The following is a 21,000-nucleotide window of genomic DNA, read 5'->3' as shown; positions in this document are numbered from 1 at the left end:
AAGATCCGCATCAAGGCGGCATCCTCGTCAGGCGTCGTCGGGCCTCGTCAGGCACGGAACTCCTCCGGGCGAACAGGGGACGCGGCGGCCAGCGCCTCGAGGGCGGCCGCGGCCCCGAGGTCCTTGCCGTACACCGGCGTGCCGGGCTGCTGACGCCATGATTCCTCCAACGGGCCACCGTCGACCGGGTCGAAGCCCAGGTGGTCGACCAGGTCGAAGACCGTCTGCTTCCCCGGCCCGCCCGCGCCCGCGACCGGCAGCGCGATGCGGCCCTCGGCGCCCTTCGGCCGGCCGGACTCCAGCAGGTGCTTCCACCAGATCCCGTTGAACACCTTTATCACCGGTGAGCCGATCTGCTCGGCGACCCACACGCTCTCCGGGGTGCCCGCCTCGATCGCGGCGATGAGTCCGTCCCGTTGCTGCGGGTAGTAGTTGTTCGTCTCGATCACCGGGGCTCCGGGCTTCGCGCCCTTGAGAATCCCCGCCGCAAGATCCGGGACGCGCTTCTGCGGGATGCTGATGATGACGAGATCCGCGCCGTCGGCGGCTTCCGACGCCCAGACAGCCGTCGCCCCGGTCTCCTGAGCGAGGTCGGCCAGGGTCTCCGGATCCCGGGAGTTGGCCACCCGCACCTGATGGCCCAGCGCGGCCAGCCGCCGCGTCAGCGTCCCACCGATCTGACCTGCCCCGATAATCCCGATCTGCATTGTTGGATCCCTCCGACAGCTCGAACACCGCGCCTCGACCGGCGGCCGCTGCAACCTCGCCCGCGGGCGGCGTGTTCCCGTTCACGCGCCAACGAGTTACCGGCGGCGGCGTTCTCCCGACCGGCGCTGATCCTGCTGCCACGGGGCACCGGTGCGGCGGGGTCAGAACCGCCAGCGGGTGGCGCCACCCGGCTCGACGGTCCGCAGCGCGGTGGCGGCCGTCGGTCCGACCTGGTACACGAACCAGGGTGGCGGGCCGGCCGAGGGAGCGCTGAACTCGGCCGTGAGGGCCTGTCCCGACTCGTCCACCCGGGCCGGCCAGCCCTCGGCGGCCCAGCGTTCGGCCATCGCCGCCACGGTCACCGGATCGGTGACCCGGCTCGCCCGCCCCTCGAGCACGACATCGAACTCGGCGGTGGCCACGCTCAGCGCGCAGCGCGGATCGCGCGCGAGGTTCCTGGCCTTACGGGTGCGCTCCCCCGTCTCGAACCAGAAGCAGCCGTCGGCGAACAGGGCACCGATGCCCGTGACGTGCGGGGCGCCGTCCGGATTGATCGTGGTCAGCCAGCAGGTATGCCGGTMGGGTCCGCCGGAGCCGGGGGCCTGGGTGATCCCGGCGTCGAGGCGGGCCTGGACGGATGCCCAGTCCAGCAGCGGGAGGTCGTAGAGGTCGGCAAGGTTGGTTGCGTCCATGGACACATGGACCGCGCCCGGCCCCGAAACTCATCGCTTACGTTCCAGGCCGGCCGTTCCAGGCCCGCCATCCCCGACCGGCCGCTCCAGACCCGTCGTTTCAGACCCGCTGCTCCAGACCGGTCACCCACGCGGGCGAGCGCCCGGCAGGGAGTCCGTGACCTTCAGTGATCTGCGCGTCGCCGACGCCCGAGCGACACCGGCAGTTTGGTCAGGTTAGGCTTACCTTCATTCAAAGTCTCCGGCGGCCCGGCCGGCGACGAAGGAGGTCAGGACCATGGCCACGACTGGTCGCACCCGGCCCGTTCGAACGCAGGCGGTTCTCGCCATCCAGGAGAAGCGTTGGATCAGCCCCGGCATCGTCCGCGTCGTCCTCGGCGGCCCCGGATTCGATGCCTACAACGACAACGCGTTCACCGACAAGTACGTGAAGATCTTCTTCGCCGATCCGGCGCACGGCCTGGAGCCACCGTACGACCTCGCCGCGCTGCGGGCCGAGCACCCGGAGAAGCTGCCCGCGACCCGGACCTACACCGTCCGCTGGGCCGACCCCGACACCCGCCGGCTGGCCATCGACTTCATCGTGCACGGTGACGAGGGCATCGCCGGGCCCTGGGCCGCGGGCGCCGAGGTCGGCGACCTGCTCGTCCTCAGCGGCGCCGGAGGCGCCTACCGCCCGGACCCGGCCGCCGACTGGCACCTGCTGGCCGGCGACGAGACCGTGATCCCCTCCACCACCTCAGCCCTGGCCGCGATGCCCGCCGAGGCGACGGGAGCGGTGATCCTGCTCGTCGACTCCGCGAAGTACGAGATCCCCATCCCCCGGCCCGACGGTGTCAACCTGCGCTGGCTGCACCGGGAGACGGCGGTGGCGGACGTCGACCCACTCGTYGACGCGCTGCGCGAGCTGCCCTGGCCCACCGGAACGCCACAGGTGTTCGTGCACGGCGAGCGAGGCACCGTCAAAGCCGCCCGACGCCTGCTCACCGTGGATCGCGGGGTGCCCCGCGAACGGCTCTCGATCTCCGCGTACTGGGCCGCCGGCCGCACCGAGGACCGGTTCCAGGCCGAGAAGCGCGAGCCCATCGGCCAGATCTAGCGCCGATCTGAAGCCGCGTCCGCGAAGATCGGCTCTGCGGCGCGGACGCGCCAGGCAGGTTCCGGCGCCGGCCGAGCAGACATGGCGATCGGCAGCAGTACGGACTCTCAACGGCTGATTACCGTTAGCAGGTGCGACGGGCGCGGGGTCCGAGGGCCGCCGCGCGGTACGGCGGCGGCTGTCACAGCCGCCTCAGCCTGGGTGCACCATGCCCGGCAGGGAACCCTCGCGGTCCGGGTTCGGGTGTGGTCGGGGTCAGAAGGGCGGTTGTTTGTCGTAGGTGATGTTCCACTCCGAGGTGGTCTTTCCCGATGATTCATCGCCGCCCTCTCCCGCCGCACCGGAGTTGTACCGCGGTTCGACATATGAATGCGGACGGGTGACGAGCGTCGCGCCGAACGGGCCCGTCCAGAAAAACATTCCCTTCTCCGACCGTGTCAGCCGCCAACGGCCGGAGTGGTCAAGCCCTACATTTGGAACCCACTGCAATCAGGTGCTCTACCTGCGCTCCTTGCTTCCAAGATAATCGATGGCCCGTCGGTTCACCGATCGTGATTTCGCTGCCGGACCGTCGACACAGGGCCGAAGATCGAGAGCTTGCAGTCCCTGCCACCGCCGCGCGCCGCGACCGCCCTCACGATTCCGCGACGCCACACCTATCTCGCCGTGGGTGGCGAGACCGAGCCGCCGATCGGACGACTTGCGCGCGATAGTACCGCAATGGTAACGTCGCTTCCGGGTCACTATCACGCGCTAGCGACGTGACATACAGGGCGAGGTGGGCACTTTGGATCATTCGACGCCAGCCATGGATGAGGAATGCGCGGCCGCGTGGCGGCTTATTCTCGACAAGTACTTCGGTGGAGCAGCCGGAAGGATAGACATCACCGAAGACATCATTCCCAAAGCGCGTGCCCACAAAATGCCGAGCCGCGAAATGCTACTCGAAGCATTCCCCTTTACCGAGGAGGAGCACACGATCCCAGGGCCAGAATCAGAGATCACCATCTCTGTTTTCACACCCATTGATCACGGCGACACTGGCCCGGGAATTTTCTGGATTCATGGTGGCGGAATGGTCACTGGCGACCGTTTCGGGGTTGTTCCGGCGCTTCGGCTTGCGATGGCGACCGCCGCCGTCGTTGTTTCCGTCGAATATCGGCTCGCTCCTGAGTATCCCGACCCCGCGCCCGTGGACGACTGCTACGCCGCTCTGCTCTGGACCTTTGATCATGCTGACGAACTCGGGATCGACGCCAGTACGCTCGTCCTCGCTGGCGGCAGCGCCGGTGGTGGCATTGCTGCTGGCACAGCACTTCGCATGYGGGACAACGGCGGGCCGAGAATCGCCGGATTGCTGTTGTCGTGCCCGATGCTCGACGACCGGATGCACACTGCCTCAGCCCACATGACCGGCGTACTCCCCTGGAGCCGTACCAGTAACGAGACCGGGTGGCGCATGCTGCTGGGGGATCGCGCCGGCACCGACAATGTATCCATCTACGCTGCGCCCGGCCGAGCGACCGACCTGTCCGGGCTCCCTCCAACCTTCATCGACGTCGGCACCGTCGATCTCTTCCGCGACGAGGACGTTGCCTTTGCCTCAACGATCTGGGCGTGCGGCGGCGATGCGGAGATCCATGTCTGGCCCGGCGGATTTCACGGCTATGAGGACTGCGCGCCCAACGCCCCGCTCGCCGTAGACACTCTCGTAGCCCGCGAACGCTGGTTGGCCCGAGTCCTCAGTCGTGCCCGTAGCCACGCCACCTAGGCCAACAGCCTTTAGGAACCTCCAGGTTTCCGCGACATGGCCGGAGGACAGGCTTGCGGCCTTACTTTCGACAGGAGTTCCGGACACTGCTGCCGGATACCGAAGGGATCGCCCGTTTCAGCGCTCGTCACAGGCACCGCCACGGCGGGCGCGCCTGGTGCCGTGCCGGCGGCGGTGACACCGCCGCCGGCACCACTAACCGCGTTGAAATCGCGAAACCCCTGATCGCGACAAATGCGGCAGCCTCATTTGACGGTGCTGACCCGTCTCAGGAGCGGGCCAGCTCCCGTTCGTCTTCGGGCCGGTCGTCGTCGTCTTCGGGCCGGTCGACCTCGTCTTCAGGCCGGTCGACCTCGTCTTCAGGCCGGTCGACCTCGAAGGAGCCGGTGCCCACACTGTGGGTGACAACCTCGTCGGCTGGTTCGACCGAGACTCGCGGAGTGATGCGGTCCAGCCATTTCGGGAGGTACCAGTTGGCCTTGCCGACAAGGTGCATCAGCGACGGTACGAGCATTGTCCTGAGAACGAAAGCGTCGATGAACACGGCGGCGGCGAGGCCGGTACCGAAGATCTTGATCGGCCGGCCCGGGCTGACCACGAAGCCGAGGAAGACGGCAATCATGATGATGGCGGCGGCGGTGATGATGCCGCCGGTCTCGCCCTGCCCGATGGTCACCGATCGCTTGTTGTCGCGGGTGTGTACCCATTCCTCATGCATGCGACTGACCAGGAACACCTGGTAGTCCATCGACAGGCCGAACAGGATGGCGAACAGCATGACCGGGATCCAGGCGTCGATCGGTCCGCCTGGTCCGGCGCCCATGCTGTCGGAGAGCCAGCCGTACTGGAAGATCGCCACAACCAGACCGAACGAACCGGCCGCTGCCAGCAGGTTCATCACCGCGGCGGTCAGCGGGATGACCAGGCTCCGGAACGCGATGAGCAGCAGGACGAACGACAGGCCGACCACGACCGCGATGAACAGCGGCATCTTCCGGGCGAGCACCGCGRCGAAGTCGACGTTGATCGCCGTGTCACCGTAGGTGTAGATGTGGTTGGCCGTGCCGTCGTACAGCGGCGGCAGGGTGGTCGAGCGCAGGTGCCGGACCAGCTCGTAGGTCTTCTCCGACTGCGGTGACGTGGTCGTCTTGAACGTCACGAAGGCGACGTTCTCAGCGAGCGGAACCGTGCCCAGGCTGCCCGGGTCGATGCCCGGGACAGCGGACAGCGTCTTTGTCACGCGCTGCAGGTAGGCCTGGTCCGAGGCGCCCGGGCCGCTCACAACGGCTTCCAGAGCGGAGTTGTAGCCGACGCCGAAATCGGAGGCGATCAGGTCGTAACCGTCGCGGGTCGTGGAGCTCTTCGGGTCGCTGCCCTGATCGCTGGCGCCCAGCTCCATCGAGAAGAACGGCAGCGCGATCGCGACCATGATCGCGCCCGAGACGATCGCGCCGACGGCGGGGCGCCCAGCGACGAACCGCGACCACCGGGCCCAGCCCCCCACCGGACGGTCATCGATGAACTCACCGGCCCGCACCGCCGCCCGCTGCCGGCGGGGCAGCACCTTCAGGCCGAAGATGGCCAGCAATGCGGGCAGCAGCGTCAGCGAGGCGATCATGGTGAAGCCGACCGCGAGCGCGGTCGCCACCGCCATGCCGTTGAAGAAGCTCACCCCGAGCGCGATCAGACCGAGGATGGCGATGCACACGGTCGTACCGGCGAACAGCACCGCCCGGCCGGAGGTGTTGAGCGCGTTCACGATCGAATCCGCGACGGGCATGCCGCGCCGCAGGTTGCGGCGATGCCGCGTGAGGATGAACAGCGCGTAGTCGACGCCGACGCCGATCACCATCAGCTCGGCCAGGTACGGGGTGATGTTGGAGACGTTGATGGCGTGGCTGAGGATGTAGATCACGCCGAGGCCGCTGACGAGCGCGGCCACCGCGCTGGCCAGCGGCAGCACCGTGGCGGCCACGGTGCGGAAGACCAACGCCAGGATGATGAGGGCGGCCGCGAATCCGATGAACACCGACGAGCCCGAGCCGTCGCTCTGCCCGATGCCGGTGAAGGCGTTACCGGTGAACTCGACCTGCAGCGAATCGCTGCGCAGCGTCTTCAGCTGATCAAAAACGTTCTTGAACAGCTCGGCGTCGTAGTAGTCGTTCTCCCAGGTGATGGTGACCAGGGCCGTGGTGGAGCCGCGCGCGGTGTTGAGCAGCTGCGGGTTTCCCGGAGCTGCGACATCGCTCTTCGCGCAGTCGATCGACTCCCACGGCGACGCGATCAGCGCCACGTGGTTGCCTGAAGCGCACACCTCGGCCAGGGCCGGCTTCAGCTTCGCGGGCGGCTGGGTGAGCGTTCCACTCTCGCTCTTGATCACAACCGTGCCCGGGGCGCCGTTCTGATTGTTCAGGCCGGCATCCTCGAGGAGCTTCGCGACGGACGCGGTCTCGGTGTGCGGGAGGCTGAACGTGTCCTTGTACGAGGCCCCGCCCATCGCCCCGGCGATCCCCTGCACCGCGACGATGAAGACAATCCAGCCGGCGACGACGAACCATCGGCGACGGACAGCGAGTTCAGCGATCCGTTTCATCAATTCTCCTGCTCGATGTCGGGTAGCCGGCGAACGTCCTGGCATCAACGATCAAGTCCGAGTCGATCTCAGCTTCTCGCACATACTTCCAGACAGCCGTGGCCTGCGATTTGGGTGGCGCCGGCTGGGGCCCTGCCCGTAGTCGGCCTGCTACTCGGCAGCCGGCACGTCATCCCGAACGGCGGACCTGTGGAGACTCCGTGCTCGGCACGTGCTCGGCACGGCGACCGCCCGTGTCTGGGAGCTGCAAGCCTGGTGACCCTCCGCGGATGTGTTTCGACGCACCGGGACCAGCGGTGCCTCATGGGGCGGCGTCGCGCAGGGCTGGGGCGAGCTCACGCCATTCACGGTCTGGCAGCACGGTCGGGTCGACGGTGAGGACCTGGACACAGACGTGGTTGGCGCCGGCGTGGAGGTGCTGGCGTACCCGGTCCCGGATTGTCCCGGCGTCGCCGTAGGCGACGATCGCGTCGACCAGCCGGCGGCTCGGGCCGCCGACGAGGTCGTCATCACCGAAGCCCAACCGCCGCATGTTCGCCTCCTGGTGGGGTGCCGCGGAGACGTAGCCGGCGACGTGCGCCGCGGCGACCTGACGGGCCCGGTCGACATCGGTGTCCAGGACGACGGCCTGCTCGACCCCGAGGAACGCCTCGGGACCCATGATCTCGCGGGCCCGCCGGGTGTGTTCGACGGGCACGAAGTACGGGTGCGCCCCCCATGTCCGTTCGGCCGCCAGCGACAGCATCTTCGGGCCGAGCGCGGCCAGCACCCGGCGCACGGCCGGCCGCGGCGACGGGCTGTGGGCGGGGACGGCGTCCATGGCCGCCAGGTAGGCACCCATGGTCGACACGGCTCGGCCCAGGCCCGGTACGGGGTATCCGTCCAGCAGGTGGGTGGTGTCGTCAACCCGGTGTCCCCCGAGGCCGAGAAGGTAGCGTCCCGGGAACGTCTCGCCGAGCGCGCGGGCCGCGCCCGCCAGGGCGATCGGGTCACGGAACGCGATGTTCGCGATGCCGGACGCGACGGTGACCCGCCGGGTGGCCGACAGCAGCAGCCACGCCTGGCTCACCGCGTCCCGACCGAATCCCTCGCCGTACCAGATCGCGCCGTAGCCCAGTTCCTCGATCTCCGCGGCGGCCTCCCGCACCCGGCTGGAGGGCTGGCCGTCGAAGGCGAACGTCCAGACGCCGACGTGGCCGAGCGGGTGTCCCAGGTCCTCTGTCACCGTGCTCCTTCGAGCCTCTCATCATCCGGACAGGCTGTCCGGTTCGGTCCGGCTACGATACGGACACGATGTCCGGTTGTCCATGTGGGCACGTGAGAGGAGAAGGACGGCAGTGGTTGGACGAGCGCCCGCAGAGCGCCCCCCACGCACCGACGCCCGGCGCAACCGGGAGCGCCTGCTCGTGGTCGCCCGCGAGGCGTTCGACGAGGCCGGACCCGACGCTTCTCTTGTCGAGATCGCCCGCCGGGCCGGGGTCGGGCAGGGAACCCTCTACCGGCACTTCCCGACCCGGGCCGCGCTGCTCAGCGCCGTTCTCGCCGACCGGATCGAGACACTTCGCAGACAGGCGGCGGAGCTGTCAGCCGCCCTCTCCACCGACGAGGCGCTGGCGGCCTGGCTGCACCTGTTCCTCGTCCACGCACGTGTCAACCAGGGCCTGGCCGGCGCGTTCATGACCGAGGGACCCGAGACGGCCGCCGACTGCCATCAGACAATCACCGCCGCCGCGGCCGACCTTCTGGGCCGCGCCCAGCGGACGGGGACCGCCCGCCCCGACCTGAGCCCGGATGATCTGATCCAGATCGTCGTCGGCATTGCGCTGGCGACCGCCCGCGACGGCGACGCCGGCCAGGCCGACCGGCTACTCACGCTCGTCCTGGACGCCGTCCACCGGACAGGGCCCGTCGCATAGGCCGGGACGCCTCTGATCAGGTTCACGCAGGACGACGGCGCCGGTCCACAGGAAGCCACGAAAAATGCCGGCTGGCCGTGTCGATCCGCGGCGGGGCCGTTCGACCTGGTGGTGAGAGGGTCGAACGGCGACCTCGGGAAAGGGAGATCGACGATGGCGAAGTACATGCTGATCATGCGTGGCACGGACGAGTCCCTCGCGAAGATGATGGACACGCCTTTCGAGGAGATGCTCGAGGTCGTGGGCCGCTTCAACGAGGAGTTGATCCGGGCTGGTGTGCTCGTCGCCGCCGAGGGGCTGGACGACCCGTCCCAGGGCGTGGTGGTCGACTACAGCAGTGAGACGCCGGTGGTCACCGACGGTCCGTACGGCGAGACCAAGGAGCTGTTCGGCGGCTTCTACATCATCGAGGTCGCCTCGAAGGAGGAGGCTGTCGAGTGGGCGAAGCGGATGCCCGCGATCAACGGTTCGAAGTGCGAGATCCGCCGCGTGCCGGGCATTGACGAGTTCCCGCAGGACAACGAGTGGGTCGTCAGGGAGCGGGCGTGGCGCGAGCGGACCGGCCAGCTCTGATGCCCGCGGGCACCGGCGGCCCGCCGAGCGCCGAGCCGGCGCGGCGGGCCGTCGAGGCCGTCTGGCGGATCGAGTCCGCCCGGATCGTCGGCGCACTCGCCCGCTACACCGGCGACTTCGCGCTCGCCGAGGACGTCGCCCAGGAGGCGGTGGCCGAGGCGCTCGTCTCCTGGTCACGGGACGGCGAGCCGGCGAACCCGGTGGGCTGGCTCCTGACGACCGCGCGACGGCGCGCCGTCGACAGTTTCCGCCGCCGGGCGGCGCTCGACGAGCGGTACGCCATGGTCGCCGGGCAGCTCGCCGAGGGTGAGGCCGTCTCGGGCGGCCTGGCCCCGGCGGCCCGGTCGGACGATCTGCCGTGGGACCCCGACCGGATCGACGACGACATCCTGGCGCTGATGTTCGTGGCGTGTCATCCGGTGCTGTCGGCCGAGGCCCGGGTGGCGTTGACCCTGCGAGCGGTCGGCGGATTGTCCAGCGAGGAGATCGCCCGGGCGTTCCTGGTGCCCGTGCCGACGATCCAGGCGCGGATCACGCGGGCGAAGAAGACCCTCGCCGCGGCCCGGGTGGCGTTCGAGCTGCCGCCGGCGGCGGAACGGCGCGGGCGGCTCTCCGACGTCCTGAGTGTGCTTTACGTGATCTTCACCGAGGGTTCGACGGCGACGTCCGGTGACGACCTGCTGCGGCCCGATCTGGCCTACGAGGCGATCCGGCTGGGACGGACGCTGGCCGCGCTGTTGCCCGACGAGCCGGAGGCGCACGGGCTGCTCGCCCTGTGCGAGCTGACGGCCGCGCGCTTCGCGGCGCGCACCGGGCCCGACGGCGAGGCGGTGCTCCTGGAGGACCAGGACCGGCGGCGGTGGGACAGGTCGGCGATCCGCCGCGGCGTGGCCGCGATCGGCCGGGCCGCGTCGCTCGGGCACGGCCTCGGGCCGTACGGCCTGCAGGCGGCGATCGCCGCCTGCCACGCGTCGGCACCCTCGGTGGCGGAGACCGACTGGGAGCGGATCGTGCTCCTCTACGAGGCGCTCGGCCGGGTGGCTCCCTCCCCCGTCGTCGAGCTCAACCGCGCCGTCGCCGTGGCGATGGCGGCCGGGCCGCGGGAGGCGCTGGCCATCGTGGACGATCTCGTCGCCGCCGGCCGGTTGTCGGGCTCGCACCTGCTCCCGAGCGTGCGCGGCGAGCTGCTCTCCCGGCTCGGCCGGACGTCCGAGGCCCGGGCCGAGCTGGAACTCGCCGCGCGGCTGTGCCGCAACGTCCGCGAGCGTTCGGTGCTCCTGCGCAAGGCAGCCGCGCTGGCGTGACGCCCTCGCCGGGTTCAGCGCCGGATCGCCGGGATCACCACCAGGTCGCCGGGATCACCACCGGTCGTGGTGCAGGACGGTCTCCAACGGCTCCCGCGGGGCCGGGCGGAACGTCGTGCCGATGGTGTGGGCGACCGGGATCAGCGCCCCCTGGCTGTACCCGGGCGGGATGCCGAGCAGCTCGGCGACCTCTCGCGAGTAGCCGAGGTGCAGCGACGTCCACGCGGTGCCGAGGCCGCGCAGGCGGGCGGCGAGCATGAAGCTCCAGACGGCGGGCAGCAGGGAGCCCCAGAACCCGGCCTGGACCTGCGGCGGGATCTGCGTGACGTCACCCTCGAGGCAGGGGATCAGCAGGACGGGGACCCGGTGCATGTTCTCGGCGAKGTAGCGGGCCGAGTCGCTGACCCGGGCCTGCGTTGCCGCGCGCTCGCCCTCGTACCCCGCGGCGGACGCCCCGCCGGCGGCCAGGTAGGCGGTCGCGCCCTTCCGGTAGTACCCGGCGATGCCGGCGCGCAGCTCGGGGTCGGTCACCACGATCCAGTGCCAGCCCTGCCGGTTCGAGCCGCTCGGCGCCTGCAGCGCGATCCGCAGGCACTCCTCGATCAGTTCGGGTGCGACCGGGCGGTCCAGGTCCAGCCGCTTGCGGACGCTGCGGGTCGTGGTCAGCAGTTCCTCTGGGGTCAGCTCAGGTACGGCCACCGGGTCATCCTCCCACTGCCGGCCGCCGGCGGGGGCCGCCACGGGCTCCTCACCCGGCTTCCCGGAATCATCGGACGGGGGCGTGGGACGTCACGCCTTGTAGGCGAGGCCGCCGTAGATGCTGACCGCGGCGTCGGTCAGGTCGGCGGGCACCGCGCCGTCCGGTCGCCAGCGGTGGACGACCTGCAGGCCCGGTTCGAGCAGCTCCAGCCCGTCGAAGAACCGCTCGACCTGCGCGCGGTCACGCAGGTGCATGGGGACACCGCGGCTCAGGTAGGTCTCCTGCACCGCCAGCATCGCCGGGTCGAAGTCGGCCGTCAGATGGGTGAGCGCGACGTAGCTGCCGGACGGCAGGGCGTCGACGAGACGCCGGATGATGCCGTACGGGTCGTCGGAGTCGGAGAGGAAATGAAAGACCGCGATGAGGGAGAGGGCGACCGGCCGGGTGAGGTCGAGGGTTTCCTTCAGCTCCTGGGCGCCGAGGATGTGGTCGATGTCGCGCACGTCGGAGTGCAGGTAGGACGTGCGGCCCTCGGGGGTGCTGGTGAGCAGGGCACGGGCGTGGGCGAGGACGATCGGGTCGTTGTCGGTGTAGACGACCCTGGTCTCCGGCGCGATCTCCTGGGCGACCTCGTGCAGGTTCGGCGAGGTCGGGATGCCCGTGCCGATGTCCAGGAACTGGCGGATGCCCAGCTCACCGGTGAGATGACGGGTCGCCCGGGTCATGAACGTCCGGTTCTGCCGGACGACGATCCGGGAGTTCGGGAAGACGGCGATGGTCTGTTCCGCCGCCTCCCGATCGGCCGGGAAATTGTCCTTTCCGCCGAGGAAATAGTCGTACATCCTCGCCGCGTGCGGGACGTCCGTTCTGAGCTCGACGGGGTCCAGCCGGTCCATCAGGGTCTTCCACTGATGGCCACCTGTCGGATCGTCGGTCATGCCCACCCCTCGGCGTCACTGGTGCCGCCCCCGCCGACAAGCCGATGACCTGCGACGGACGCGGGCGCCAGGGCGGAGCGCGGAAGTTCTGTCACCGAATTATGGTGTTTCGTCCGCGGAGCGTCGCAGCGGGCACGAGTGGCGTCCGCCACCGGATCGGCCCGGACACGCTGCCGACCCGGGGCCGCGGACCTCGTGACAGCCGGTGAGATCAGGTGCCGGCTCCGCCGGTCAGGGGCTGATCAGTGGTCGGAAGGCTGCCTGCACCTGGGAGTCGGAGGGGGTGACGGACCTCGTCGGACTGTAGCCGTAGACCAGATACGGGCAGCTGGTCCCGCCGATCTCCACTCTGGTGTCGGCCAGGAGCTGTCCGGTCCGTAGCTCGTAAACGCGGACGGGTATCGCCACCCGGTGAAACGTCACGTTCCCGCTGGTGTATCGGCAGGTCTCGACCGCTGCTCCGAGTTCGGACGCGCCGACGCAGAGAACCCGCGTGGCAGTGGCGACGTCATCGGTCTTCCACTCGGCGGGGAGCTTGCTGGTGTATTGCGTGTCGCCGACTGTCAGTGCTCGATTCGGCCCGGCGGGAGCGGCGGAGAACGGTACCGGAGCGGCGCAGTACCTCGGTTGAGCGGAACCCGACGGCCGCAGCAGATTCCGCAGGTTCGCCAGCTCGACCGCCCGCTCGTGGGCGATCCTCGCCTCCTCGATCTTCTGGGCGGCCTGCCGCACCCCCTCCCGGGCCGCGGGCGCGAGCTCGTGGTCGGGGTACTCGTCGAGCAGCTGCTGGTAGCTCGCCCGCGCGTGCTCCCAGTCCGCGGCCGCCAGCAGACGGCTGCCGCAGTCGGCCAGCGCCGCGGGTGCTATCCGCGGGACGGCCCGGCGGGCGCGGTCCAGCTCGCCGCCATCGGACGGCCGCTCGGCGAGCCAGGTGGCGATCCGCACGGTGATGCAGGGATCCTCGGTCGGCAGGCCGTCGAGGAACCGGTCCAGGGCCGCCTCGACCAGGCCCTCGTTGCCGGGCAGCTCCGTGAGCACGGTGGTCAGCTGCTGGAAGCCCTGGTCCAGCGCTTTCGTGTCGCCGGCCAGTCCGGCGTCGAGCGGGCCGACGGCCGTCCGCAGCAGCCCGCACGCCTCGACCATGCCCTCGCCGTCGGCGCCCGGGGAGACGTCGACCATGCGATGGGCGGGCGACACCCGTCCCACGGCTGATTCCACCCGCGGGCAGTCGCCGGCACGGCGGGCCTGCGCGACGTCCCCCTCGATCCGCACGACGTCGAACCGGAGAAGACCGAAGGCCAGCAGCACCGGGAGCACGCAGGCGACGGCGATGACCCACTGCCGCCTCGACCGGAACGGTCGGATCCGGCCCCGGTGCGGCCGTCCCCCGGCCAGGTACCAGCCGTGCACGATGACGGCCACCCACCACGCGAGCACGGCGAGCCCGAACCACAGCGTCTGCGCGACCGAGGCAAAGATGATCAGTAGCTCGACGGTGATCAGGAGGACGACGACGGCGAGCTGTCCCCGGCCCAGCATCAGGTAGCCGCCGCCGAACAGTGAGGCGTTGGCGACGGCGACGGCCAGCGGGTCGTGGGACCGGGCCGCCGGCTTCGGCGTCGGCTCGCCCTGCGTCATGGGTTGTCCTTCCTTGCCGCCTGCTTCGTCGCCGCCTGCTTCGTCGGCTCTCGCCCGCCGGACGGGCTTTCGATCGATGGCCGGGTGGGCCTCTCGATCGCCGGGCGGGCTCCTGGTCGCCGTCGCGTCAGGCGGGCGGCGCCACGCGGAGGGTCACCGTTCGGTTTCGGAGATCGCCGGCGGCGTCTCCGGTGGGATCGCCGGCGGGCTCGCCGGCATAGGGGGCGAGGGCGTCGCCGGCCGCGGAGATCGTGAGGGCCGCGGCCGGGACGCCGGCCGCGCGCAGGATCTCCGCGGCGGACGCGGCGCGGGCCAGGCTCAGCGCGGTGTTGTCGGGGAAGGGTCCGCCCGGGCGGACCGGGAGATTGTCGCTGTGGCCTACGACCTCGACGGCGACCCCGGGCGCGGCCGCGAGCCGGGCACCCAGCGCGGTGAGCGCCGCGCGGCCTTCGGGGGTGGGTGTGTCGTGCGTGGCGAACAACGCGTTGCGGAAGACCACGACCGCCTGCCCGCCGGCCCTGGTGATCGTGACGTCCGGGCCGGCGAGGCGCGCGGCCAGGTCCGCCGTCAGATCCCCCGGCCTGGCCGGAGCCGGAGCGGGGGCCGCGGGCGCCGGCACGGGCGCCGCGGGGGCTGATGCGGTGGTGGTCGACGCCGCCGGCTCGGCGCGGTCGTGGCCGAGCCACCAGCCGCCACCGAAGGCGAGCGCGACGAGAAGGGCGGCGGCCGCGCCGCCCCGGGCGATGCCGCCGCCGCGGGTGCGCAGCCGTTCCAGGCGGCGCAGACCCGCCGCCGCCCCCGCCAGGTTGCCGTCCAGGGCCAGTGCGGCCCGCCAGTGCCGCTCGGCGTCGTCGTACCGGCCCTGCTGCGCCCGGATCCGGGCGAGCAGGTCGTGCTCCGCGGCAGTGTGGTCGCGCCCGGCGGCCAGCTCCGCGAGCAGGCGCGCGGCGTCCTCGTGCCGGCCGGAGCGGGCCAGCACGGCGGCCTGCCCGCGGACGACCTCGCCGACGAGCACGGCCCGGGCGGTGTCACCGGGCCCCGCCGCGGCCGGCGGCGGGCCGGGCTCGGTCACCGGCTCGGCCGGCACGGCCGGCACGGCCAGATCCGGCGGCCCGGTGCGGCCCAGGGAGCCGATTCCGGCCCGGCGGTGGCGGGTGCCGACGTCACAGGGATCGCCGGACACTGCTCCCCTCCTGCCGCTCTGGCGTGCCCTCGGACGGAAGCAGGTCGAACAGCTGCCGGTTCACCGTGCGCAGCCGCTCGATGTCGTTGCTGTCGACGGCGCGCCGGCCCTCCGCGATCAGGCGGGCGGCCAGAGCCTGATCGCGCAGCTCGGGCCGTTGTTCGACGAGCTGGGAGAAGTGGGCCATCACGACGGCGCCCGTCTTGCGGTCGACCACCATCGCCAGGTGACCGGTCAGCTCGTCGACGAGGGTGCGCAGGTGCGCGGCGTCGCGACCGGCCAGTGCCCAGCGGACGTCGGCGGCGAGGACCTCGTACCGGCGCCGGTCCTGGGCGTCGCCGTACTCGTCGATGATGCCCGGCGCGTCGCGCAGCACCCGGTTCGCCCACTCGACCAGCGAGGGCCACTCCAGTGCCTCCTCGACGGCGTCGAGCTTGGCCCGCAGGTCGAGCATCCGCTTGCCGGCGGTGCCCGCCGCGTCCGCGTCCCCGTGTTCGGTGGAGGACACGTCGTTCTCGAGCTGGCCGAGCGCCCGCTCGTCCTCCAGCTCGCCGAGCAGGGCGAGCGCGGCCGGGTCGGACGTCCGCTCCGCGTCGGCGCGCAGGGCGTCGTACCGCTCCTGCTCGGCTGTCAGGTCCCGGCGCAGCTTGACCGGGTCGGCGGCGGTCTCGGTGGTCAGGTCGTGGAACGCCTCGAACTCCTCGTCGAGAATCGGTACGTAGGCCTTGGTGGTGACCAGCCGGGAGGCGTCGATCTGGATCTCCACCTCGATCTCGCTGTTCTTCGGGATGTCCCGGGCCACCTGGTCGGCGAGGATCTCCAACGCGCCGACCTGCCGGTTGCGGTCGGCCCGGGGGTGCTCCCCCTCCAGGATCGGGATCCGCAGCAGGCCGCCGGACTGGCCGCGGGTGAGCCGCACGGTGCTGCGCAGGATCTCGCGGGCCCTGGCGGGAATCCGGGTGCCCTTCTCCAGCAGCCAGGCGACCTCGTTGCCGGCCAGCGCCACCCCGATCGAGTGGGTGAGGGTGGCGGCGGGGGCGACCACGCCGAGGGTGTAGGTCAGCTCCGCGGGCTGGATCCGCTCGCGGGTGCCCGTCGGGTCCTCCAGGACGATCTCGTAGGTGTTGCGCAGCCCGGGCTCGGCCCGCAGCGTGGTGATGAACGAGCCGGCCGCCGGCAGGATGATCTGCCCGCTGCGCCACGGCGGGCGGGCCTGCCCGTTGACGAACTCGACGGTGAACCCCTCCAGGTTCCGGTCCGCCGGGCCCTGCACCACCCCGCCGACCACCGGCTCCGGGTCGGCGCCGATCGGCTTGTACTCGAGGTCCACGGTGTAGGAGACGTCGGCGCGCACCGGTTCCGCCGGCAGCCGCTGAGTCCCGGCGAAGATCGCCGCGCCGCGGGCCACGACGGTCATCGGGTCCTGACTGACGTCCAGCTCGATGCCGAGGCCCTCGCGCAGCCGTCGCCGCAGATGGGGCATGAGGGTGGGCCCGCCGACGAGCAGTACCCGGTCGATCTTCTCCGGCGCGAGCTGGCTCTCCCGGAGCGCGGCCTGGCAGATGTTGATCGCGCGGGCGACGAAGGGCTCGGTCAGCTTGTCGACGTCAGCGGCGAACAGCTCGTGGACGAACTCCACCGGGTTGCCCCGGGGGTCGGTGCACAACGGGGGGTCGCTGATGTCGATGAGCGCCGAGTCAGCGGAGGACAGCTCGATCTTGGCGTTCTCGGCGGCGGCCTTCAGCTTCGCGATCGCCTGCGCCCAGGTGGGCTCGCCCCGTCCGAAGCCGGGCAGGGAGTACTGCCGGAGCAGCGCGGGCATCAGCAGCTCCTCGACGATCGCCCAGTCGATGAGCTTCCCACCGAGGAAGTTGTCACCGCGGTGGTTGACGATGTCGAACTCGCCGTCCCGGATGTGCACGATCGAGGCGTCGAAGGTTCCGCCGCCCAGGTCGAAAACCAGCCGGTAGATGTTGTCCTCGTCGCGCTGGAAGCTGTAGGCGAGGGCGGCTGCGGTCGGTTCCTGGAGCAGCGGAGACAGTCCGAGGCCGGCGGCCTCGGCGGCCCGCCGGGTGGCGTCGGTCTGGTTCAGCTCGAAAGCGGCCGGGACGGTGATGACTGCGGCGCGGATATCCTCCCCGAGCTGCCTGTTGACGTTCGCCTTGAGCGCCCGCAGCACGTGCGCGGACAGTTCCTCCGGGCTCATCGAAAGGCCACTGTTGGCGAATGTCGTCGCCTGGTCACGTAGCCCCATCTTGAGCTTGAACTCGGCGGCGGCGTTCGCCGGATCGGATTCGACCCGTTCCCGGGCGCGTTCACCGACGTGGATCCGGCCGTTGCGGTCGGCGTAGACCGCGGACGGGGTCGTGTCGTGCTGGAACGCGTTCTTGACGATGCGGGCCTCGGTGCCGTCCAGGACCGCGATCGCACTGTTGGTGGTGCCAAGGTCGATACCGAAGTCCATCGTCGATCGCGCCATCGTTCCTCCTGCTGCCCGGTGGGGCGGGTCGCGCGGTGCCGGTGTCAGGGGCCCACGAGCGGGCCGGCGGATGCGGGTCGGATGCGGGTCGGGTCAGCCGTCCTCGTCCCGGGTCACGGGGACGCCGACGACGACCTCGCCGGTCTGGACGCGCAGTCCGTGCAGGTAGACGCTCGGCCGCAGGGTCTCCAGGACGGTCTCGTCGGTCAGGCCCTCGGTCTGCTGGAACTCCAGGACCTGCAGATCGAGACCGGAGTCGTACCGGGTGTGGTCGTGCTCCTGGATCTCGACGCCGGCCGCGGCGAGGGTGCTCCAGAGCGATTCGAACTGGCGCCGCGCCCGGCGGAGATCCGCCGCCCCGCCGCCGTCACGCGCGCCGGGGCTCGGCGCCGGGCCGGAAAGGCGGCGGCGCAGTCGCCACAGCCCGGTCGCGAGCTCGGCCACCGCCGGCTGGGCCAGCGTCCCCGCCGGAGCCGGGTTCACCGGCTGATCGTCGGGCGCCGGAACGGGCTCGGATCTCGCGACGGCTCGCAGCAGTGCCGCGGCCCATTCCTCGGGCGTCGCGGGCCGGGCGATGCGGAACTCACGGGGATGGCGCCACTGGCGCGGGATCTCAAGCACCGCCGACTCCCAGCGGCCGTTCCCCGTTCCGCCATCCCTTTTCGCGTAGTTCCACGATCGGTGGGAACAAGTCGATGTGTTCTCGTTGTCTTCGCCCGGCGGAACCGACGACGACATTCAGATCCACGATGAGCGCGAAGAACGCGACCAGCACGGCCAGGAAGATGTATCCGCCGCCAGCGCTGGTGAACAGCATGGTGGGCAGGCTGATCGCGACCACGAAGTACAGCGCGCACCGCAGCGCGGCCAGCCAGCCCCGGCCCCTCTCACCACGCTGACAGGACCGGCAACGCGGCACGGTGACCTCCACCTTGTTCCAACGCAGCTCGCGCACAGCCCGGACCACGTCGCCGTGCATCCATCTCGTGATCGCCGCACCGGGGTCGGCCGGCTTCTCATGACAGATCCAGCAGGTCAGGCGTATGGAGGCCTTGTCGAGAATTTCCCGGTTCTCGGCCAGCCGGCCGCGGACGGCCTCGGACGCCGCCGCCCGCTCGGCCCGGGTGATCACCTCGATCATCCGCAGGTGGTCGCGGGCCGCGGAGGCGTCCGAGGTGTCCCGGGCCTGGTCGAAGAGGAGCAGGCAGCGCAGCGCGTCGAGGGCGACCTTGTCGTGCGTGCGCACCCGCGTCGAATCGTCGGGCGCCAGCATCCGGTCAAGCCGCGCCAGCGGCCCCGCGGAGTGGTCGAGGATGTGCGCGGCCTGGTCCAGGCCCGCCGCCCGGGTGTCGGTGGCGAGCCGGACGGCCTCCTCGCACAGCTCACCGACCTGGTCGGCCCAGGGTTCGCCGGCGGCACGCAGGGCGGTGCCGAGTGCCTCGCGGGCGCCGTCCCCGAGCTGGGCGGCCCGCATCGCCGTCAACTGCCGTTCGGCCCGGTCGTCGTCTCCGTCCCCGATGGCGGCGACAACGATCTCGGCACCGATGGACAGCAGCGCGCCCGGCAGCGCCGCGCGGATCCTCGGCGCGAGGCCCACGTCGAGCCGGGCGTCGGCGGTACGCCTGATGCGCGCCACCAGGCTGTCCCAGACCCGGTCGTCGTGCAGGACGTGGCCCCAGCGGCTATAGACCGACGCCCAGTCGGGCTGTTCGCCCTCGGCGCCCATCTCGACCTCGAGGGCCCGCAGGTGCTCGAGCACCGCGATGTTGTGAACCGCGCTCGCGGCGTCCCCGGCCGCGACCGGCTCGCTGGGCGCAGCCGGCTCCCCGGACGTATCCGCGTCGCCGGGTGTATCCGCGTCACCGGGTGCGGCGCCCGTGCCGGAGACGGCCGCCGCGGTCCAGTGCCGGAGCGCGCCGTCCGGGTCGCCCGCGGCCAGGGCTGCGATCCCCTCGTCCCGCGCGGCGCCGGACTCCGCCGGCCAGAACCAGAAGAACTCGTCGACCAGCCGCTGACGCGGGTCACCCAGCCGGTCGAGAGCGGCCCGGACATCCCCGGCGGACGGAGCCGGCCGCAGCGGGAGGATGTCCGAGGTCGGTATCTGCCCGCCGGTCTTCTCGATCACGGCGAGCATGTCGGCCTTCCGCCGGATGTCCCGTCCGGTGGACGAGAGCGGCAGGCCTGTCACCCGGAAGGCGTTCTGCCGGTAGATCCGCGCGGACACCCGCGGCAGGGCGTCGGCGTCGCTGTCCTGGGCCGTCACATCGTCACCCCCTTGCGCCACAGCCGGATCCGTGACGCGTACTGGTCACGCAGCCCGGGCCACTTGTTGCAGGCCTCCTCCATCAGGTCGGCGGCCCGGTCGTACTGGCCGCCGGTGGCGACGGTGACCGCCTGGCGGGCCATCCGCACGGCCGCGGCCTCGTCCGCGGGGGACGACCGGCCGAGCGCGTTCTTGCCCGCGGCGATCTCCCCGGCCGGCCCGGGTTCCCGCTCGGGCGGGCTCGGCGGCACGGACCTACCTGGCTCCCACGCCTCCAGGTCGGCGAGCATCTCGACGGCCGACGGATAGCGTTTCGCCGGGGCGTAGGACAGCGCCCGGGCGACGATTCCGTCCAGTGCTTCGTCCACGGAGTACCGGATCTCGCTGGGCGGTACGAGCGTGCCCGTGTTCCAGGCGGCGGTGATCGGGTCGCCGCCTGAGCGCTGCGGGTAGGGCAGCCGGTCGGTCAGCAGCAGGTAGAGCACCGCGCCCAGCGCCCAGACATCGCCCGGAACCGACGCGAGATGCGGGTGGAGCAGGGTCTCCGGCGCCATGAAGGCGATGGTTCCCTGGGAGCTCGCCAGCAGGGTCAGGGCACTGACCTTCCTGGCGAGACCGAAATCACTGATCCGCACCTGCAGACCGGCCCCGCTGTAGCCGACCAGAATGTTCTGCGGAGTGATGTCACGGTGGACGATCGGCGGGGACTCCCGATGCGCGACCGCCAGGCCGCGCGTTATCTGCCGCAGGATGTCCACCACGGTCGGGATGGGGACGAACGTGGTGCCGTACGACGACCAGAAACTGTGCAGGGTTCCACCGGCCACGTATTCCATGGTGAAGTACGCGTACACCCCACCGGCCGTCTCGACGGTGTTCGCCTCGAACACACGGATGACGTTGGGGTGCCCCATGCCGGACAGCAGCATAGCCTCGCCGAGTGCGTCGCGCACCTGTTCCGCGGACATTCCCACCTGACGGAAGACCTTCATCGCCTGCCGGCCAAGATAGCGGTGCTCGACCCGGTAGACCTCGGCAAAAGCCCCCTCGCCCAGCAGCCGGTCGACCTTGTAGGTATCCCGGACTACCTGCCCCTCGCGTAACAGGACCATAGGTGAGACCTCCGGCAGCCCAACTCCAGGT

At 70.9% G+C, this 21,000-nt stretch carries 18 protein-coding genes; 5 read left to right on the top strand and 13 right to left on the bottom strand.

Annotated features, from left to right (window positions below):
* Nucleotides 1-47: 47 nt before the first annotated feature.
* Nucleotides 48-761 carry an NADPH-dependent F420 reductase gene (locus BBK14_RS14930; RefSeq protein WP_275078487.1) on the bottom strand — a complete coding sequence of 238 codons (714 nt, stop codon included), beginning with the start codon at nucleotides 759-761 and terminating at the stop codon, nucleotides 48-50.
* Between the two features lie 108 nt (nucleotides 762-869).
* Complete coding sequence (locus BBK14_RS14925; protein WP_071062970.1) at nucleotides 870-1,400, bottom strand: pyridoxamine 5'-phosphate oxidase family protein; 531 nt, start codon at nucleotides 1,398-1,400, stop codon at nucleotides 870-872.
* 277 nt (nucleotides 1,401-1,677) lie between these two features.
* Here BBK14_RS14925 and BBK14_RS14920 point away from each other — a divergent pair, with 277 nt between their 5' ends.
* Nucleotides 1,678-2,499, top strand: a complete 822-nt coding sequence (locus BBK14_RS14920) for a siderophore-interacting protein (RefSeq protein ID WP_071062968.1) — start codon at nucleotides 1,678-1,680, stop codon at nucleotides 2,497-2,499.
* 255 nt (nucleotides 2,500-2,754) lie between these two features.
* Here BBK14_RS14920 and BBK14_RS38300 read toward each other — a convergent pair whose 3' ends face one another.
* Nucleotides 2,755-2,919 carry a hypothetical protein gene (locus tag BBK14_RS38300; RefSeq protein WP_157904269.1) on the bottom strand — a complete coding sequence of 55 codons (165 nt, stop codon included), beginning with the start codon at nucleotides 2,917-2,919 and terminating at the stop codon, nucleotides 2,755-2,757.
* 358 nt (nucleotides 2,920-3,277) lie between these two features.
* On the opposite strand from BBK14_RS38300, the gene BBK14_RS14915 reads away from it, so the two are divergent.
* A complete protein-coding gene (locus BBK14_RS14915) occupies nucleotides 3,278-4,270 on the top strand; it encodes an alpha/beta hydrolase (protein WP_083390964.1) in 993 nt (330 codons plus the stop codon).
* Nucleotides 4,271-4,538: 268 nt separating this feature from the next.
* On the opposite strand, the gene BBK14_RS14910 is transcribed toward BBK14_RS14915, so the two are convergent.
* Together BBK14_RS14910 and BBK14_RS14905 are read right to left on the bottom strand one after the other, a co-directional pair.
* Nucleotides 4,539-6,863: an MMPL family transporter gene (locus BBK14_RS14910; protein ID WP_071062965.1), complete on the bottom strand. Its 2,325-nt coding sequence runs from the start codon at nucleotides 6,861-6,863 to the stop codon at nucleotides 4,539-4,541.
* Between the two features lie 301 nt (nucleotides 6,864-7,164).
* Nucleotides 7,165-8,088 (bottom strand): TIGR03620 family F420-dependent LLM class oxidoreductase, encoded by a 924-nt coding sequence (locus BBK14_RS14905; RefSeq protein WP_071062963.1) that lies wholly within the window; start codon nucleotides 8,086-8,088, stop codon nucleotides 7,165-7,167.
* 112 nt (nucleotides 8,089-8,200) lie between these two features.
* Between BBK14_RS14905 and BBK14_RS14900 the strand changes: the two genes are divergently transcribed.
* The 3 genes from BBK14_RS14900 to BBK14_RS14890 all read left to right on the top strand — a co-directional run bounded on the left by BBK14_RS14900 (nucleotide 8,201) and on the right by BBK14_RS14890 (nucleotide 10,656).
* Nucleotides 8,201-8,779 (top strand): TetR/AcrR family transcriptional regulator, encoded by a 579-nt coding sequence (locus BBK14_RS14900; protein ID WP_241831490.1) that lies wholly within the window; start codon nucleotides 8,201-8,203, stop codon nucleotides 8,777-8,779.
* A 153-nt stretch (nucleotides 8,780-8,932) separates the two neighbouring features.
* Nucleotides 8,933-9,352: a YciI family protein gene (locus tag BBK14_RS14895; protein WP_071062959.1), complete on the top strand. Its 420-nt coding sequence runs from the start codon at nucleotides 8,933-8,935 to the stop codon at nucleotides 9,350-9,352.
* Nucleotides 9,352-10,656 (top strand): RNA polymerase sigma factor, encoded by a 1,305-nt coding sequence (locus BBK14_RS14890; protein WP_198541289.1) that lies wholly within the window; start codon nucleotides 9,352-9,354, stop codon nucleotides 10,654-10,656. Before BBK14_RS14895 ends, BBK14_RS14890 begins: the two co-directional genes overlap by 1 nt.
* 54 nt (nucleotides 10,657-10,710) lie before the next feature.
* Here the strand turns inward: BBK14_RS14890 and BBK14_RS14885 are convergent, their stop codons facing one another.
* The 8 genes from BBK14_RS14885 to BBK14_RS14850 form a co-directional block, all read right to left on the bottom strand.
* On the bottom strand, nucleotides 10,711-11,397 hold the full coding sequence (locus BBK14_RS14885; protein ID WP_241831489.1) for a nitroreductase family protein: 687 nt from the start codon (nucleotides 11,395-11,397) through the stop codon (nucleotides 10,711-10,713).
* Nucleotides 11,398-11,445: 48 nt separating this feature from the next.
* Complete coding sequence (locus BBK14_RS14880; RefSeq protein WP_071062957.1) at nucleotides 11,446-12,294, bottom strand: SAM-dependent methyltransferase; 849 nt, start codon at nucleotides 12,292-12,294, stop codon at nucleotides 11,446-11,448.
* A gap of 231 nt (nucleotides 12,295-12,525) precedes the next feature.
* Nucleotides 12,526-13,932, bottom strand: a complete 1,407-nt coding sequence (locus BBK14_RS14875; RefSeq protein ID WP_071062955.1) for a tetratricopeptide repeat protein — start codon at nucleotides 13,930-13,932, stop codon at nucleotides 12,526-12,528.
* 127 nt (nucleotides 13,933-14,059) lie between these two features.
* Complete coding sequence (locus BBK14_RS14870) at nucleotides 14,060-15,115, bottom strand: OmpA family protein (protein ID WP_071062953.1); 1,056 nt, start codon at nucleotides 15,113-15,115, stop codon at nucleotides 14,060-14,062.
* A complete protein-coding gene (locus BBK14_RS14865) occupies nucleotides 15,096-17,594 on the bottom strand; it encodes an Hsp70 family protein (protein WP_071062951.1) in 2,499 nt (832 codons plus the stop codon). Before BBK14_RS14865 ends, BBK14_RS14870 begins: the two co-directional genes overlap by 20 nt.
* A gap of 93 nt (nucleotides 17,595-17,687) precedes the next feature.
* Nucleotides 17,688-18,215: a hypothetical protein gene (locus tag BBK14_RS14860; protein WP_071062949.1), complete on the bottom strand. Its 528-nt coding sequence runs from the start codon at nucleotides 18,213-18,215 to the stop codon at nucleotides 17,688-17,690.
* Nucleotides 18,208-19,878, bottom strand: a complete 1,671-nt coding sequence (locus tag BBK14_RS14855; protein WP_241831488.1) for a hypothetical protein — start codon at nucleotides 19,876-19,878, stop codon at nucleotides 18,208-18,210. The genes BBK14_RS14860 and BBK14_RS14855 overlap by 8 nt, the downstream gene beginning before the upstream one ends.
* Nucleotides 19,854-20,969: a serine/threonine-protein kinase gene (locus tag BBK14_RS14850; protein WP_071062945.1), complete on the bottom strand. Its 1,116-nt coding sequence runs from the start codon at nucleotides 20,967-20,969 to the stop codon at nucleotides 19,854-19,856. The genes BBK14_RS14855 and BBK14_RS14850 overlap by 25 nt, the downstream gene beginning before the upstream one ends.
* Nucleotides 20,970-21,000 lie beyond the last annotated feature (31 nt).

This window comes from Parafrankia soli (assembly GCF_001854695.1).
GTDB lineage: Bacteria > Actinomycetota > Actinomycetes > Frankiales > Frankiaceae > Parafrankia > Parafrankia soli.
The sequence above is the reverse complement of the archived record's forward strand: the minus strand, read 5'-3'. Positions and strand labels throughout refer to the sequence as shown.